The sequence below is a fragment of the Mesobacillus harenae genome (assembly GCF_013343715.1).
GTDB classification, from domain to species: domain Bacteria; phylum Bacillota; class Bacilli; order Bacillales; family Cytobacillaceae; genus Mesobacillus_A; species Mesobacillus_A harenae.
Genome location: NZ_JABUNR010000004.1, coordinates 32300 through 48184, shown reverse-complemented (window position 1 = coordinate 48184; position 15885 = coordinate 32300). Strand labels below are relative to the sequence as shown.

Genomic DNA, 15885 nt, shown 5'->3' with positions numbered 1-15885 from the left:
CCTTCAGACAAATTTACTTGGCCTTTATTCGAAGGAGCCTTAACCCGTTCAGAGTAACTAACAGAGTAGCCCCCATGTCGGCAAAAATAGCAATCCAAAGGGTAAGCCAGCCGGGAATAACCAGGAGTAAAGCGACTATTTTTATACCTAATGAAAAGGTGATGTTCTGTTTAATAATCCTTAGTGCTGCCCTGCTTAATTTAATGGTGAATGGAAGTTTGCTAAGATCGTCTCCCATCAATGCTATATCCGCCGTCTCAAGAGCAGTATCCGTTCCCGCACCGCCCATTGCGATACCTACGGTTGACGCCGCCAGGGCAGGGGCATCATTGACTCCATCACCAACCATTGCGACTCGCCCATACTCTTCTCTCATTTGCTTAATAAATTTCAACTTATCTTCAGGCAGCAGCTCTGACTCAAAATCCGTCACACCAGCCTGTTTTGCAATTGCTCTTGCTGTCCCAATGTTGTCTCCCGTTAGCATAATCGTCTTTTTGATTCCAAGCTGATGCAGTGCCGCAATTACTTCCCTGCTTCCCTCTCTCATCTGATCAGCTGTTGCGATAATAGCTAATATTTTTCCGTCAGCTCCGACAGCCATGACTGTCTTGCCGTCATTCTGAAGAGCTTGAATTTGGTCCTTTACAGCCGCTAAACTGTTTGGGTCCAGTTCTTCAAATAACCTTGGGTTTCCGATATGGTATACCCGGCCGTTTATGGCACCTTTGATTCCTTTTCCACTTAGAGAAGTGAAATCCGCAACGTCTATCTCTTTAAAGGATATCCCTTCATCTTCTGCCTTGCTAATAACTGCTGCAGCTAATGGATGCTGAGACCGATATTCGAGTGCGGTAACATGCGATAGCAATTCTTGTTCACCTATATTTCCCATTACTATAAAATCCGTAACAGCTGGTGTGCCTTTTGTCAGCGTCCCAGTTTTATCAAAAGCTATTCCCTTTAAAGCCCCAGTCTCTTCTAAAAAGATTCCGCCTTTTATCAAAACGCCATTTCTAGCAGCATTTCCAATAGCCGTAACAATTGAAACAGGAGTTGATACAACTAATGCACATGGACAGCCGACAACTAAAACAGCGAGTCCTTGGTAAATCCATTCACTCCAGCTCGCTTCAAAAAACAAGGGAGGCAAAACAGCAACAAGAGCTGCCACAATCATGATGACCGGAGTGTAGTATTTAGCAAATTTATCAACAAATGCCTGAGATGGCGCTCTTTCCGCCTGAGCCTCTTCGACCAGATGAATAATTTTTGCAATGGTTGTGTCGTCGGTTCTTTTTGTTACCTTTATCTCGAGAATCCCTTCTTCATTTAAAGTTCCTGCAAAAACTTCATCATCAACTGTTTTTTCAGCAGGAACTGATTCTCCTGTAATGGCCGCTTGATTAACCGCAGAAAACCCCTTAATAACGACACCATCCATGGCAATCTTTTGCCCTGGCTTTACAAGCATAACATCCCCTATCTGAATATCATCGACATGAACGGTTTGCTCATTCCCGTTTCGACGGACTACTGCTTCTTTTGGGGCGATTTCCATCAGAGAACTAATCGATGCCCGAGCTTTGTCCATAGAATACCGCTCAAGAGCCTCGCTGACGGCGAAGAGAATAACAACAACAGCTCCTTCTCCCCACTCTCCTATAATTGCCGCACCAATAATAGCAACGGTCATCAAGGTTTTCATATCGAATTCAAGTCTGATTAAGTTTTTTAATCCGGTTTTAAACAGAGAAGACCCACCGATCAAAATAGCCGCCAAAAAGGGTGCAACAGCTGCAAGGCTCTCTTCCCCATATTTGAACTGTGCTGCATAACCTAAAAAGATAAGTAACAGCGATATTATTAACGCTGAATATCTCTTCCAAAAAGGTTCCCTCTGTTCAACGGGGGCTTTTCCCTTTTCAGGATAAATCTTCAGATTTTCAAAGGCCCCTGCCTTCTCCAACTCTTGTATAGTTGCCGCTCCATAAACGGTAATCTTGGCGGCCCCAAAATTTATATTTGCGTCTGAAACACCATCCAGGTGCTTTACGTTCTGTTCGAACTTTCTGGCACAGCTAGCTCAGGTGAGACCTTGAACGCGATAAACTTGTTTTTCGACTGCTCGGGCTGATGATTCATTCATTGCTGATCAACTCCTTTTGATGCTCAAATGCTAGATGGATGAGCTGTTTTACATGGTAATCATCGAGGGAATAGTATACAAGCTTCCCTTCTTTGCGGAACTTTGCCAGTCCGAGCTTCCGCAGGATCCTTAAATGGTGAGAGGCCGTCGCCGTTGTTGCCCCGACAATATTAGCAACATCACAGACACATAACTCTCCTTCCAAGTATAAGGAATACGCAATTTTGACACGGGTTTCATCTGATAGCGCTTTGAAAATTTTAGCAACCTCTATAGGATTTTGATCCTTCAAGTTCGTTTTTACCCTTGTAACCTTTTCTTCATCAATACAATTAACTTGGCAAACATCTTGTGCTTTCATAAGAATAATTCCTTTCTTAGTCAAAAGATCGTTTGAATATAGTTTATTCAAATATGTGTTTGAATGTCAAACGATTTCTTTTATTTAAAAAAAATTATTCTTAAAGGCTAAATCATTAGTTTTTCCTGCTCATTCAGTAATAATTAAAGGTTTTTTTAGTAATTCATCGAAATTATGAGATAAGAGAACGTTTAGGAGGAGAGAAACATTATTTCAAATATTTTAATTGCGGAGGATGAAGTTAGAATTAGAACTCTGCTGAAAATGTATTTAGAACGCGAGCACTACGATATAGAAGAATCTGATAACGGCTTAGACGCACTGTCGAAGGCTTTAAATAAAGATTATGCGGCAATCTTGCTGGATGTTTTTATGCCTGGAAAAGATGGATTAAGCGTGCTAAAAGAACTTCGTCTTCATAAAGACACTCCAGTTATTATCTTGACGGCACAAGGCAGTGAGAAAGATCGAAGTGAAGGTCTTTCCATGGGAGCAAATGCCTACCTTTTAAAACCCTTTAGTCCAAAAGATGTCGTTTCAACTGTGAAGGAAGTTTTAAAAAATAAATCCTGCTAAGGCACCTAAGGCTCCCTTCCTAGCGGGGAGTTGCTCCCTAAAAATTTAAATCAATTTTATTTGATTAATCAGTTGCAATTTGGATTAATTGGAATTATAATACAGTATATCAAATACTTTTGATGTAAGGAGGCGTTTTCATGTCAGAACATTCCCCTGTTAAAGATATATCAACTGAAGTTTCATTTTCAGAATATGAAGCTAAATTTAAAGCATTAGCTGATAAAAAGCGTTTGCATATCTTGCACCTTTTGTCCCAGCAAAATTCTTGCTGTGTCTGCGATTTAAGCGAGTTGATTGATATGCCGCAATCCAAATTATCTTATCATTTAAAAATTTTGTTAGACGCAAAGCTTATTATAAAAGAAACGAGAGGCACCTGGAGTTATTACATGATCAATGAAGCTGAACTTAATCACCTCCTGTCTCCCGAGCTATGCTGCATTTTTAAACCTAGCCGCTGCTAGGTTTCATTTAAAGGTTATAAATCAATTTTAATTGATTAATATATCAAAATAATTTGATGAAAGGGATGTTTAAGATGTTATATGAAGATTATGAAACACTCGCAAGATTAAAGAGGGAAGAAATTGAGAAAGCAGCACGCGAAGCTTGGAAATACGAAACGACTGAAAATGAAGGCTGGTTTCAAAAGGCACTGAAATTCGTTTCTCATAAAAAAGCAGCGAAGCAGACTTGCGATCCAACAACAAGCTGTCATTGCGCTTGTTAGGGGATAAAACATGTGGCTCGAAACCCTTAAAAGCTTTTTGCTGATTGCACTGGAACTAACTGCTTTATTTATTGCTATATCATTCTTAGTTAGCCTTCTACAAGGATTTATTCCTTACGGGAAAATTGAACAGAAACTAACTGGGAAGAATCATTTTCTCGCCAGCCTGGCAGCTGTGGTCTTCGCTTTTATCACACCCTTTTGTTCCTGTTCTACCATTCCTATTGTTGTTACCATGCTTAAAAAGAAAATTCCGTTTTCAATCGTGATGGTGTTTTTATTTTCGTCCCCTGTCCTTGACCCTACGATCTTAACCATTATGGGGGTAATTATGGGGTGGAAGGTCGCATTGCTATATACGTTTATCACAGCCTTTTTTTCAATTTTAATCGGGTTCTCTCTTGATAAACTAGGATTTGAACGGTATGTGAAAAACGTGATTATGACCGGCTATGAGGAAAAAAGCCAAAGATTCAATTGGTCTCTGGCCTTGAAGGAAACCTGGTCCTTAATTAAAAGCGTTTATCCATACCTAATGGCTGGGGCGGCAATTGGGGCAGTGATTAATGGATTAGTCCCAACTAGAATCATCTCGGAATGGTTCGGACATGATTCATGGTGGCTTATCCCAGTCGCAGCTATAGTCGGCATCCCTCTATATATCCGCCTCTCCAGCATGATTCCTATATCACAAATACTAATAGTTAAAGGAATGGCTCTAGGACCAGTAATGGCAATGATGATCAGCTCTGCTGGTGCAAGCCTGCCAGAGGTCGTTCTTTTAAAATCCATCTTCAAAACTGAACTAGTTATTGCATTTATTGGGTCTGTCATTGTGATGTCAACAATATCTGGTTTTATCTTTTACCTGATTTAAAAGGAGACTGATCTAATGTTTAAATTTTTAAAAAGAAGTTCAGATAAAGAAAACAACTGCTGCCATATCACCATTAGGGAAGCAGTAGCTGAAGAAAATGAATCCTTAACTGGGTCTGATCAGATGAAAGATACAAAAAGTTGTGCAACAGACCCAATTTTAGGATCTTCATCAGAAAGGAGCCTGCTTCATGACAGTTAATCACGGAGGTTCTCTAAGCAAGCAATATTTTATTTCCTATATAAAACTAGTCCAAAATTCCAGAAACAGTTCCATTGAGACAGCTAAGCAAATTACAATGGATCTTTTCTTTAGGATGGATAAAAGCCGATACGGGCAAGAAACCTATAAAAGCTTTTTAGCAGCCTATCATGAGTTAAAGAAAGAAAGTTAATAACCAAGGATGATCAAGTGTTCATGTTTGGTCATCCTTGGTTATCATTTTTTCTCAAATTAATTAAAGATACTTTCTGCTAAGTCCCTTTTTATCACTTGTAAACAGCATATTTCTTCCTTCTACAATCGTTTCTATATGTGCTTTCCTGCCCCAGAGCTGAGAAATATATGGCAATACCTTTTCTAGATATTTAACATCCAGCTCAATACCTTCATACCAATGTTTAATGTACAGTTCGCCGTTATCAAGATAATCTCCGTCCGTAACAGTTAAATATGGGAACCCCCCATTTACACGCATGTTAACAAGCTGATCACGAACACTTTCCCAGCCCTTATCGACTATTTTATAATCTCTTCCTTGCTTTTGAAACAGGTACATATCTTCACGCATCACAAGGTCTTTTGTCAAATAGTTACGTAAGAATGATATATCGGATTCAACTTCCCTGACTTCAAACATTTTTTCCCGTCCGGATCCCGGCTTGACACCTCTTCGGATCATTTCCTCTGTCGGATTGTCATACCTTTCCTCAATATCCTCAAAGATTTTCAAACCGAGATAATAGGGATTAATTCCCGTTTTCGATGGCTGAACGACACCTGCATTTAACTTGGCAAATTCAAGTGCTTCCCCGCTCGTCAGATCCAGTTCTCTTAGTATCCGTTGATGCCAGTATGACGCCCAGCCCTCGTTCATAATTTTGGTTTCAAGCTGGGGCCAGAAATATAGCATTTCCTCTCTCATCATTGTGAGAATATCTCGCTGCCAATCCGTCAGACTACGGCTGTAGGTTTCAATAAAAAGCATTAAGTCCTTTTCAGGCCGCGGCGGAAATTTCTTTTTCTTTTTGACTCGATCTGTTGCCTGTTCGGGTTTAGATTCTAAATCCCATAAATCATCATATGGGGTAGCTGCCGGGACTTCTTCCTCTTCTTCTTCATCCATACTCCAAGGGAGTCTTGGCCTCATTAAAGATGGGTCTATATGTTCTTCTATTGCAAGAACTGCGTCAAGAAAGGTTTCCACTTCATGTTTTCCATATTCAACTTCATAACGCCTGATTCGCTCAGCGGTGGCTGCCATGCTTTCGACCATATCACGTTTTGTATTTTCAAAGCGCATATTATTCTTAAAAAAGTCACAGTGTGCAAGGACGTGTGCAACGATTAGCTTATTTTGAATTAAAGCATTAGAGTCCAATAAAAAGGCATAACAAGGATTAGAGTTAATAACAAGTTCGTATATTTTGGAAAGCCCTAAATCATAGTGGAGCTTCATTTTATGAAACTGTTTACCAAAACTCCAGTGAGAAAATCTTGTGGGCATACCGTATGCACCAAACGTATAAATAATATCAGCGGGACAAATTTCATAACGCATTGGATAAAAGTCTAAACCGAATCCTTTGGCAATCTCGGTAATTTCTGAGATGGCATTTTGCAATGCCTTTTGGTCTTCTGTCACCGTCTCTCCCCCTTTTCCTCTTACCACAATGTATGACTGCAAAAAGGGAAAGATGAGCGCTTCTGTTAAGTTATTGCAGTGCTTCTTCTCTTATACTCAGGTCCAGCAGTTTTTCTTTCTGTAAATCATAGGTAGCAGTAAGCGTTACTCGTACCTGCTTACCATTCTTTACAGTTTTAAAACGATATAAGTCAGAGATCCTGTCACCATTGGTTTGCTTTCTCCCCATGTACTTATAATCCTTAAGGTACTCACCGTGATAATCAATGATTTCGGCGGCTGCAGACAGAATCTTATCGTGTCTCTGGAAGTCCGGATGCTGTGCACTTGCTGTATCACATAAAATTCCTTTATTTAAAATAATAAGAGTTAATATTACTGCAAACCATATCCAAGTTTTTTTCATAATACCTCCTGATGTTTTCCTCCTCGTATATGCTTCTTCTTTTCGGAAATTTGTATGTATAAAACGTCAAATTGAAATCTTTTTGTAATATATCGCACTAATTACAGACTAATTGCATTCTTTTTATACAGGAAAAAGTTGAAAGTCCTTTACTAGCACCACGCTCCAACATTTACAGTGAGGAAAATAAGATTTTCTCCATACACTAACTTCAACTCCTAATAAGGAGGAGATGAAAATGAAGAAAGCAGACTATGACAGGGCTCTTTATTACACACACCGATCACAATGGGATAACTTATTGATCTTAATGGTTAGGACAAAAGATCAATTTTTAGCAAAAAAAATTGAACATTTTCTCCATGCCTATAATTTTGAAAAGGATTATTCTGTTATTGAAAAACAGCTTTACTCGCTGCTTCGATATATCGACCATGCCAATGAAAGCAGTGAAGATGAGTTTATCGAAACAATGGTTCCAGGCCTGACTTAAAGGTGTAAGGGATTTCCACCAATAAAAAACACGGCGCCATTTATATGGTGCCGTGTTCTTTGTATTAATTTGCATTCGGGCAATTTATTTGAGATGCTTCATCCTCTTACTTTAGGGTGTAGCAGTGCGCTCTTTTGCTTTTGTAATAAAAAGAAGGTCAAGATGACCATGCAAAAAGAGAAAATCATCATAGCACTCAAGATATAAAAGCTTTTTGAAATAGTATGTCCCGCAGCTAACTGCGTAAAGATAGCAATTAAGATTATTCTCATGCCTAACCCGATACCTCTAAATAGACTGTCTACTCTTCCAATTATTCGGTTTGGAACATTCTCCATCATATATGAGTTCCTTGCTACTCTGGTTCCTGCATTCCCAAACGCCATTAAGATGATGAGAACAAAATAAACAGGAATCGATTTAACAAAAATCACAGCCGAGATGGCAGCCATATAGGCAAATACCGTATAAACCATCACTTGCTCATTCCCCCATTTAATAGTAAGCCAGGGAATTGCCAATCCAGCGAACGCAGCTCCGATACCATAAACCATACTTTGCATTCCGTAAACTGAGGCATCAGCTTTTAAGACGCTTTCCAGGTAGACAGGGAAAACATAATTAGTGACCATCACCCCGATAAATGGCATGAAAGATGCAAAAAGGAACCAAAACAGTAATGGGTTTGCCTTCATATAGCTAAAACCCTCTGTCAGCTCTTTACCGAACTGTACACCGTTTGGCTCTGACTTCACATTCACATAAGGGATTAAGTAAATCAGCAGTGCAGCTGTAAGGTACGTTGCTGCATCAAAAGCGAGCAGCCACTCAAGTCCAACCTTAGTTATTAATACAGCAGCTAACGCTCCTGCCAGAACGCTAGAGAGCTGTCCTTGTATTTCCATTACTCCATTTAATCGTTTATATTGTGTCGGGTGAAAGACTTCCTGATTAAAGGCAAAAAACGCAGGATAAAAAACATTATAGTATAATGAACCTGTTCCATATAGAACAAGATAATGCCAAGTGTGATAATCAACTCCTGTAAAACCTGCCACACTAAACAGGGCTATTAAGATAAACCCTCCCACTTCTCCAGTCAATAAAATTTTTTTGCGAGAAACCCGATCAATGAGGTGGCCAATTGCAGGTGTTAGAACAAAATTAATTGCTGTCATAACCAAGGTAAGGTACCCGTATAAAGCTCCGCCATTTTCCCCGGACACTAGCAGCCATGGGATTCCAATCATCGTAATCCCAGTGCCGACTGATGAAAAGATATTAGCTCCGACAACAGCATAAAATCGGCTGTCCCTATAGATATTCATCGTGATTCCCGCCAGGTTATTTTTGCTAACGAACCCTTAACATACTTTTTCAAACCATACGTGGCTTTATCCGATCGATAAATTTGCTCTAAATCAAAATGTATCCAATCAAATTCATTTTTAAAAAGCGGAATTATAGCTGAGATAAATTCACTTCTTGCTGCTTTTCCAGGATAGCCATTAATCACTTCTACGTTCATCGCCCATCACTCTCTCTTATGTTTGGATACCTAAAGTATAAGAGCAGGAGCTTACCTCCACATCATCGCGAAGGCCGATCTTTTCATGATAAGTTAGCCTTAAACTTCCGACCTGCCATCTACAACTAAAGTTGCAGATTATTCCACTAGGTTGTTCCTGACAGCAAAAAGGGCAGCCTGAGTCCGATCTGCTAATTCTAGCTTGGCTAAAAGATTGGATACATGTGTTTTCACGGTCTTTTCTGTTATAAAAAGCGAAGCTGCTATTTCTTTATTACTCTTGCCTTTGGCAATTTCCTTTAACACATCGAGTTCACGCTTAGTCAGTTCTTCAGCTGGTTTCTTTTCCTGACGGTGTCGATTTGACATGTGAGTCAATAAATGATCGGTGACTTTCGAGTGAAGCTGATGCTCCCCTCTCATTAGGTTTTTTATTGCAAGGACAAGCTCGTCTGGCTCTATATCCTTTAGCTGGTAACCTGACGCGCCTGCCTCTAAAGCGGGTATCACATGTTCTTGGTCAGAAAAGCTTGTGAGCATCATTACCTTCATATCGGGAAATTCTTTTTTAATAAGGCTAGTAGCCTCTATTCCATCCATTAAGGGCATTACTAGATCCATTAGTACAATATCCGGCTTAAGTGCCCTGGCCAGCTCCACGGCTTCCTGCCCATTTTTTGCCTCTCCTGCAATTTCAATATCTTTTTGGGTTTTCAAAAAAAAGACCAGTCCTCTTCTTACTACATGATGATCATCGGCTATTAGTACCCTTATCCCCATTTTTCTTCCCCCTAAATTGGAATCGTAACAGTCACAGCCGTACCCTTGCCAGGCTTACTGTTTAATTTTAGTTTCCCATTCAATGCTTCTGCTCGTTCTTTCATGCTTCGCAGTCCTAGAGATGGAATTTCTGTTTGTACGTTATAATTAAAGCCGTGGCCATTGTCGGAAACAATCATGGTAACCTGATTTTTCTTTATTTTTAGAACAAGACTAACAGAGGTCTCCCCTGAATGCTTTTTACAATTGGCCAATGCTTCCTGCCCAATCCGCCAGAGTGCTTCTTCTGCCATGCTGGGCAGATTCGAGACCCCTGTGATGGTGGTGTCAAGGGATAATCCAAGCATCTGTGCATACCCCTTGAGTGCACTTATGATTCCTCTCTCAAGCCCCTCGGGACGGAGCTGCCAGATTAAAGCCCTCATTTCACTTAAAGCTTCCTGAGACAAATCCTGGATATAATTAAAGGTGTGTTTCACATCCGCATCAGGGGTCATTTCCACACCCGCTCTAGCTGTAAGGCTTAAAGAAAACAATAGCTGATTAACGGAATCATGGAGATCGCGAGCCAGCCGGTTTCGCTCCCCTGCCAGTGCTGTTTCCTGTTCTCTATGGGACAGATTAATTCTCTTTAGAGCGGTTCCAATTTGGAATGCCACTGATTCAAGGAGTGCCAGCTCTTCTTCAATAAAATGAGTCTTATGCGGGGAACCGACGTTTAAAATTCCGAATTTCTCTTCGCCTGCCCTAAGTGGCACCGTTGCATGATGTGTTAGTCCAAGAGTATCACCGCGTCGCTCTTCAAGTGCCTCCTCAATTCTTTTACATTCGATAATGTTGGTGGCTTTATCTAATTTGTTCCTATTATATTTGTCGATACACCAGCACATCCCACTGCACATCGGTTCATAATTTTGAATAGAAAGTGCCGGGGGAAGGAATTTGTGGGCAGCCAGCTGGTATTCCCCTTTTTCATTTATAAGGAAAATCCAGCCCGTTTCAAGCCCGGTTACATGAAGAAGCTTTTGCAAAACTTCTGATAACAGCTTTAAAACTTCGGTACTTTCATTTAAAAGCTCTGCTATTTCCTTTAATACAGTCAATTCTAAATATCTAGTCTTTTTTTCCACCCAGCTGGTTCCTCCCCATTACTTCTTTAGTTAATTATAGCCTTTCAGACCTGGTTCAGTCCTTCTAAAATAGTCTCAGTTTCCCTCGGGCTAAAGTCGTAGAAAACAAAATCATTGTAAAAAACCGAAGAGGTAGCCCCCTTCGGTTCTTACATTGATTTCACATTTTGCAGTTTTGGCCTTTTTCAGCTGATTGATTCCCGAACTGAACTAATCCGCTCTGGCTGTTCCCATTTTGTCATTAACAATTTCCATAAATGCAGCTTCCAAGGTTTTTAACTTTTGCTGACTATCTTCAAGGGTGTTATCATTAACACCGAAATAAAATTTAATCTTTGGTTCTGTTCCAGAAGGCCTCAAGCAAGTCCAAGAGCCATCTTCAAAGAAATACTTTATTACGTTTGAAGATGGGAGGTCTATTTTCTCTTCTTTCCCGTCTTTAGTTTGACGTACTCCTGTTAGATAATCCTCAATTGCCGTAACCCTCAACGACCCCAGGGCTGTCAGCGGCTTTGAACGGAACTCCTCTAACGTTTTCTGAATAAGCTCTGCCCCTTCCTTACCCTTAAGAGTAAGCGACTGGAGGCCTTCCCGATAATAACCGTATTCCTCATAAATACCTAGCAGCGCCTCATAAAGGGAAAGCCCCTTTGATTTATAATAAGCACTCACTTCTGCTGCAAGTAGAGCAGCCTGTACGGCATCTTTATCACGTGCAAAGTTCCCGATTAAATAGCCATAGCTTTCCTCGTATCCAAATAAAAAGCTATATTGACCTGATTTTTCGTATTCCTGAATTTTTTCAGCTATAAATTTAAAACCGGTCAATACATTGATGGTATCAACATTATATTTTTCAGCAATCCGGCTTCCCAGCTCCGAAGTCACAATTGTTTTAAGCATTACTCCATTTTCAGGTAATGTCCCTTTACGCTTCTTTTCAGTGAGAATATAATGAAGCAGCAATGCTCCAGTCTGATTACCTGTTAAAACAACATAATCTCCCTGTTCGTTTTGAACAGCAATCCCTAGACGATCCGCATCAGGGTCCGTTGCAATTAACAGGTCAGCGGATATTTTCTTGCCATCTCTTATTGCCAATTCAAAGGCAGCGTGCTCCTCTGGATTCGGGCTCTCTACCGTTGAAAACTCCGGATCAGGAAGCTCCTGCTCTTTCACAACTGTTATATTCTTGTATTTAAGTGCTGAAAAGGCATTTCGCACTGGGATATTTGCAGTTCCATGCAAAGGGGTAAACACCACTTTGATATCGGTTTCTTCAGCTAGCTCGGGATTTTCTGATATTGTTAGCAGTTTCTCCAGATATGCCTGGTCGACCTCAGCGCCGATAATTTGGATGAGCCCCTGTTCCTTTAGCTGTCCTTCAGGCATAACTTCGAGAGCAAGCTCATCTTCAATTTCATTAACCTTCTTGATGACCACATCTGCACTAGCAGGAGGCAGCTGTCCTCCATCTTGTCCATATACCTTATACCCATTGTATTCGGGAGGGTTATGACTTGCAGTAATAACAATTCCTGCAAATGCGTTGAGATGCCTTACAGCAAACGATAATTCGGGAGTCGGTCTTAATTCTTCAAATATGTATGTTTGAATTCCTCTTGTTGCGAGAGTTTTAGCTGCTTCCATAGCAAACTCAGGGGATTTATGGCGTGAGTCGAAGGCAATAACAACCCCTCTATTTTTTGCCTCTGCACCATTCTCTTCAATATATGCTGCAAGCCCTGCAGATGCTTTCCGGACAGTATAAAGATTCATTCTGTTTGTGCCAGAGCCAATTTCTCCTCGCATCCCGCCTGTTCCAAACTCCAGGCCTTTATAAAAAACTTCTTCAAGCATTTTATCATTGTCTTTCAAAGTATCCAGCTCATTTTTCAGATCTGCATCCATTGAAGCAAAACTTAGCCACCTGTCTGCCTTCTGTTTCCAACTCATATCTTACCTCCCGTTTTCTGTTATATATTAGATTATAAAACAATTTGCCGTATTGGGAACGAATAATTTAGGTGTTTTTCAATAAATGCAGAGGCTCCCAAAGAGAGCCTCCAGCTTTTCATTATTTTTTGTGTTCCACTCTATAAATGTCATGCCTGCGATCTCTGAGCTGCATAACCGTTCCGCCTTGGCGTTGCCTTCTAAGAACCTCTAGATCTACATCACCAATCATCACCATTTCGATATTGGGATTAGTTTCTCCAACAATTCCATCCCGGGCAAATTCAAAGTCTGAAGGAGCAAAAATGCCAGATTGCGCATATTGAATATCCATGTTTTCTGTTTGCGGAAGATTTCCGACAGTACCAGATATAACCGTGTATACCTGATTTTCAACAGCACGTGCCTGCGCGCAATACCGGACTCTTAAATAGCCCTGACGATCTTCGGTACAAAATGGGGTAAAGATGATCCTTGCACCCATGTCTGTTGCAATTCGCGCCAATTCCGGGAATTCAATATCATAACAAATTTGAATTGCAATTTTCCCGCAATCAGTATCAAATACTTTTATTTCGTCTCCCTGGCTGACTCCCCACCATCTGCGTTCATTCGGTGTAATGTGAAGTTTGTACTGCTTTTCAATTGTCCCATCCCTGCGGAATAGATACGCAATGTTGTATATCTCATCATCATCTTCCTTAACAAAGTGCGAACCGCCGATGATGTTCACGTTATACCGGACAGCTAAATCAGTAAACAACTCAATATACTGTTCAGTGTATTCTGTTAGTTTCCGCACGGCTAAAGAAGGTGTCTTTTCATCTAAAAAGGACATTAGCTGAGTTGTAAAAATCTCGGGAAAGACCGCAAAATCAGAACCTGCATCAGAAGCAACATCCGTAAAGTATTCCACCTGATGTGCAAAGTCCTCAAATGATTTTATCCGCCTCATCATATATTGCACAACACAAATCCGGACCGGGTATGCTGTTTTATAAAACCTTTTAGTCGTAGGCCTGTAATCAACATTATTCCATTCCATCAATGTAGCGTATTTATTAGACTGAGTATCGTCTGGAAGATAGTTTGGATTTATCCTCATGAGTGTGAATCCGTTACGGAGCTGAAAGGAAAGCACCGGATCATATAACTTGTGAGAGGTGACCTGGTCCACATATTCTCTAGGTGTCATTTCCTGCGAATGAAGATGATAATTTGGAACCCGGCCGCCTAATATGATACTTTTCAAATTGAGCTGACGCGCCAGCTCTTTTCGAGCCTCATATAAACGATGGCCCAGCTTCATCCTTTGGAACTCAGGGTGTACCATTACCTCAATTCCGTATAAATTATAACCATCGGGGTCGTGGTTTGTAATATAGCCATTATCAGTTACATCATCCCAAGTATGCCGATCATCGTATTCATCAAAGTTAATAATCAGAGAAGAGCAGGATCCGACTATAACACCCTCATACTCAGCTACAATCTGCCCTTCAGGAAATATATTAAGATGACTCTCTAAATGTTCCTTCTTCCATGGTGCCATACCTGGAAAACATGCCTTTTGCAAGGCAAAAATCTCTGCTATATCCTTCTTTTCCATTCCTCGGATAACCATTTTCTTCTCATATTTAGTCAAATCTAGTTCTTCAGACATGTCGATCCCCTCCTTCAATTTATAAATCAGTATGATGGCCTTTTTTCCCAGGGCTCCGTTTGTCCTATCGTATAGATAGTTTTTTGAAGCTGGATTGCCTCAAGTACACCGTCTGATATCTCATCATTCGTAAGCCAACGACTGTGTCCCTGATTAAGCTCAAAGCCTAAAGTTATTCTCCGAAAGCTATAACTGCTTTTAGAAGCTTTAAAAGATTCTTTCGAAGCTGAGCTGCCTTTTATTTCATAGAGTACTCCAGTAGTCTGTTGCTTTAAAAGAAATGCTTGAATCCATCGAAAGCTTGGTAGCGCATTACTCCGCATCCAAGTAATGCAAAGTGTAATGTCTCCCTGCTCCATAACAGCTTGATTAACCTGTTCTTTAAAATCATGAAGCAGGCCGTAATCTGCTGAGTAGAACGTAACTTTTGAAGCTTCTATATTATGGCTGTCTATCATTTTTATATATTTTGTCTGTGTCCGAGCGATTACACTGACTTGATTTCCGCTTTCAGCCAGTTGTTTAACGGCACCGCCCAGCATTCCGGTGCCACCAATAACCAGGGTATGCTTTGCCATTACCTTTCCCCCAATAAAAGCTTTTATTTAACCATAGCAAACGTTAAAGTTCATGTTCGTTTGCGGCTGCGATAATTGGATCGGATTCCCCGGAAAGCGAATGTCTGCATTGGAAATCATTAACACAAAGGCTTTAACAAAACCAGACTTTAAAGCCTCATAGCTTTTAATTATAATTCAAATATCATAACAATAAAATAGTTATTGATAGGAAGGCTATTCTTGACGTTATTCTGACAAGACAGATGCGATTTAAATAAGCTGATAAGGATAATATTATCCCTCACAACTCATAGAGAAACGTTGATCAAGTCTAACAAGGAGCGCTTCTGCTATCATAACAGAAGTACAAAATAAACGCCTGCAGAATGGCTGCAGGCGTTTATTTTAGACTAACATACTGTTAGCCACTTTAGTATAAACACTGATTAACTCACCAGGCATATAATTCACTTCTGAAAATTGCTCAAATGAAAAAGGGAAACAAATGCCATACTCTCTTAATGTCTGGGCGTTCTTTTGGAAAATCGGCTCATACTTATTTTTAAAGGAAGCTGATTCCAAAATGGAAATAACAGTTTGCAGGCTCGTCAAAACTTTAAATGCGTCTCCCAGTGTGCTAAAGTTGTCCAAATGCTCTCTTGTCATATGTAAGACCTTAACGCGTTCAAATTCTAAAATATCATTGTCTGAAAAATAGAGTGGAAGAACATTTGTGTAAAAATATCTTGTAAGTTCCATGATTTTTTCTTCCTGCCCTGGTGTTGATGCAAAAACAACCTTCACTGATG

19 protein-coding genes are annotated in these 15885 nt (G+C 40.3%); 7 read left to right on the top strand and 12 right to left on the bottom strand.

Features of this window, described 5'->3' with window-relative positions:
* Positions 1–13 precede the first annotated feature (13 nt).
* Both HRJ06_RS06065 and HRJ06_RS06060 read right to left on the bottom strand, forming a co-directional pair.
* On the bottom strand, positions 14–2149 hold the full coding sequence (locus HRJ06_RS06065; protein ID WP_174730421.1) for a heavy metal translocating P-type ATPase: 2136 nt from the start codon (positions 2147–2149) through the stop codon (positions 14–16).
* The gene (locus HRJ06_RS06060; protein WP_174730418.1) at positions 2142–2510 is read right to left on the bottom strand and encodes an ArsR/SmtB family transcription factor; all 369 of its coding nucleotides are present in this window, start codon (positions 2508–2510) and stop codon (positions 2142–2144) included. The genes HRJ06_RS06065 and HRJ06_RS06060 overlap by 8 nt, the downstream gene beginning before the upstream one ends.
* Before the next feature lie 207 nt (positions 2511–2717).
* Between HRJ06_RS06060 and HRJ06_RS06055 the strand changes: the two genes are divergently transcribed.
* The 6 genes from HRJ06_RS06055 to HRJ06_RS06030 all read left to right on the top strand — a co-directional run bounded on the left by HRJ06_RS06055 (position 2718) and on the right by HRJ06_RS06030 (position 5090).
* Positions 2718–3086, top strand: coding sequence for a response regulator transcription factor (locus HRJ06_RS06055; protein ID WP_338421062.1), 369 nt, complete (start codon positions 2718–2720; stop codon positions 3084–3086).
* A 140-nt stretch (positions 3087–3226) separates the two neighbouring features.
* Positions 3227–3553: an ArsR/SmtB family transcription factor gene (locus tag HRJ06_RS06050; RefSeq protein ID WP_174730415.1), complete on the top strand. Its 327-nt coding sequence runs from the start codon at positions 3227–3229 to the stop codon at positions 3551–3553.
* A 74-nt stretch (positions 3554–3627) separates the two neighbouring features.
* Positions 3628–3819 (top strand): hypothetical protein, encoded by a 192-nt coding sequence (locus tag HRJ06_RS06045; protein ID WP_174730412.1) that lies wholly within the window; start codon positions 3628–3630, stop codon positions 3817–3819.
* A 10-nt stretch (positions 3820–3829) separates the two neighbouring features.
* A complete protein-coding gene (locus tag HRJ06_RS06040) occupies positions 3830–4696 on the top strand; it encodes a permease (RefSeq protein ID WP_174730409.1) in 867 nt (288 codons plus the stop codon).
* Between the two features lie 15 nt (positions 4697–4711).
* Positions 4712–4897 carry a hypothetical protein gene (locus HRJ06_RS06035; RefSeq protein WP_174730405.1) on the top strand — a complete coding sequence of 62 codons (186 nt, stop codon included), beginning with the start codon at positions 4712–4714 and terminating at the stop codon, positions 4895–4897.
* On the top strand, positions 4887–5090 hold the full coding sequence (locus HRJ06_RS06030; RefSeq protein ID WP_174730402.1) for a hypothetical protein: 204 nt from the start codon (positions 4887–4889) through the stop codon (positions 5088–5090). Before HRJ06_RS06035 ends, HRJ06_RS06030 begins: the two co-directional genes overlap by 11 nt.
* 63 nt (positions 5091–5153) lie before the next feature.
* On the opposite strand, the gene HRJ06_RS06025 is transcribed toward HRJ06_RS06030, so the two are convergent.
* Both HRJ06_RS06025 and HRJ06_RS06020 read right to left on the bottom strand, forming a co-directional pair.
* On the bottom strand, positions 5154–6560 hold the full coding sequence (locus HRJ06_RS06025) for a SpoVR family protein (protein WP_174730399.1): 1407 nt from the start codon (positions 6558–6560) through the stop codon (positions 5154–5156).
* A gap of 70 nt (positions 6561–6630) precedes the next feature.
* Positions 6631–6966 (bottom strand): DUF3889 domain-containing protein, encoded by a 336-nt coding sequence (locus HRJ06_RS06020; protein ID WP_174730396.1) that lies wholly within the window; start codon positions 6964–6966, stop codon positions 6631–6633.
* A 238-nt stretch (positions 6967–7204) separates the two neighbouring features.
* Here HRJ06_RS06020 and HRJ06_RS06015 point away from each other — a divergent pair, with 238 nt between their 5' ends.
* Positions 7205–7459, top strand: a complete 255-nt coding sequence (locus HRJ06_RS06015) for a YhdB family protein (protein ID WP_174730393.1) — start codon at positions 7205–7207, stop codon at positions 7457–7459.
* Positions 7460–7557: 98 nt separating this feature from the next.
* On the opposite strand, the gene HRJ06_RS06010 is transcribed toward HRJ06_RS06015, so the two are convergent.
* From HRJ06_RS06010 to HRJ06_RS05975, 8 genes are all read right to left on the bottom strand, one after another.
* Positions 7558–8787, bottom strand: a complete 1230-nt coding sequence (locus HRJ06_RS06010) for an MFS transporter (RefSeq protein WP_174730390.1) — start codon at positions 8785–8787, stop codon at positions 7558–7560.
* A complete protein-coding gene (locus tag HRJ06_RS06005) occupies positions 8784–8987 on the bottom strand; it encodes a hypothetical protein (RefSeq protein ID WP_174730387.1) in 204 nt (67 codons plus the stop codon). Before HRJ06_RS06005 ends, HRJ06_RS06010 begins: the two co-directional genes overlap by 4 nt.
* Positions 8988–9125: 138 nt before the next feature.
* Positions 9126–9767 (bottom strand): response regulator, encoded by a 642-nt coding sequence (locus tag HRJ06_RS06000; RefSeq protein ID WP_174730384.1) that lies wholly within the window; start codon positions 9765–9767, stop codon positions 9126–9128.
* Between the two features lie 11 nt (positions 9768–9778).
* Positions 9779–10897 carry a histidine kinase gene (locus HRJ06_RS05995; RefSeq protein WP_174730381.1) on the bottom strand — a complete coding sequence of 373 codons (1119 nt, stop codon included), beginning with the start codon at positions 10895–10897 and terminating at the stop codon, positions 9779–9781.
* Positions 10898–11107: 210 nt separating this feature from the next.
* On the bottom strand, positions 11108–12853 hold the full coding sequence (locus HRJ06_RS05990) for a phospho-sugar mutase (RefSeq protein ID WP_174730378.1): 1746 nt from the start codon (positions 12851–12853) through the stop codon (positions 11108–11110).
* A gap of 121 nt (positions 12854–12974) precedes the next feature.
* On the bottom strand, positions 12975–14516 hold the full coding sequence (locus tag HRJ06_RS05985) for a bifunctional GNAT family N-acetyltransferase/carbon-nitrogen hydrolase family protein (RefSeq protein WP_174730376.1): 1542 nt from the start codon (positions 14514–14516) through the stop codon (positions 12975–12977).
* A 26-nt stretch (positions 14517–14542) separates the two neighbouring features.
* Entirely contained in the window at positions 14543–15094 is a 552-nt protein-coding gene (locus HRJ06_RS05980; protein ID WP_174730373.1) for a Rossmann-fold NAD(P)-binding domain-containing protein, read from the bottom strand.
* A gap of 387 nt (positions 15095–15481) precedes the next feature.
* On the bottom strand, positions 15482–15880 hold the full coding sequence (locus HRJ06_RS05975) for a DUF5365 family protein (protein ID WP_174730370.1): 399 nt from the start codon (positions 15878–15880) through the stop codon (positions 15482–15484).
* Positions 15881–15885 lie beyond the last annotated feature (5 nt).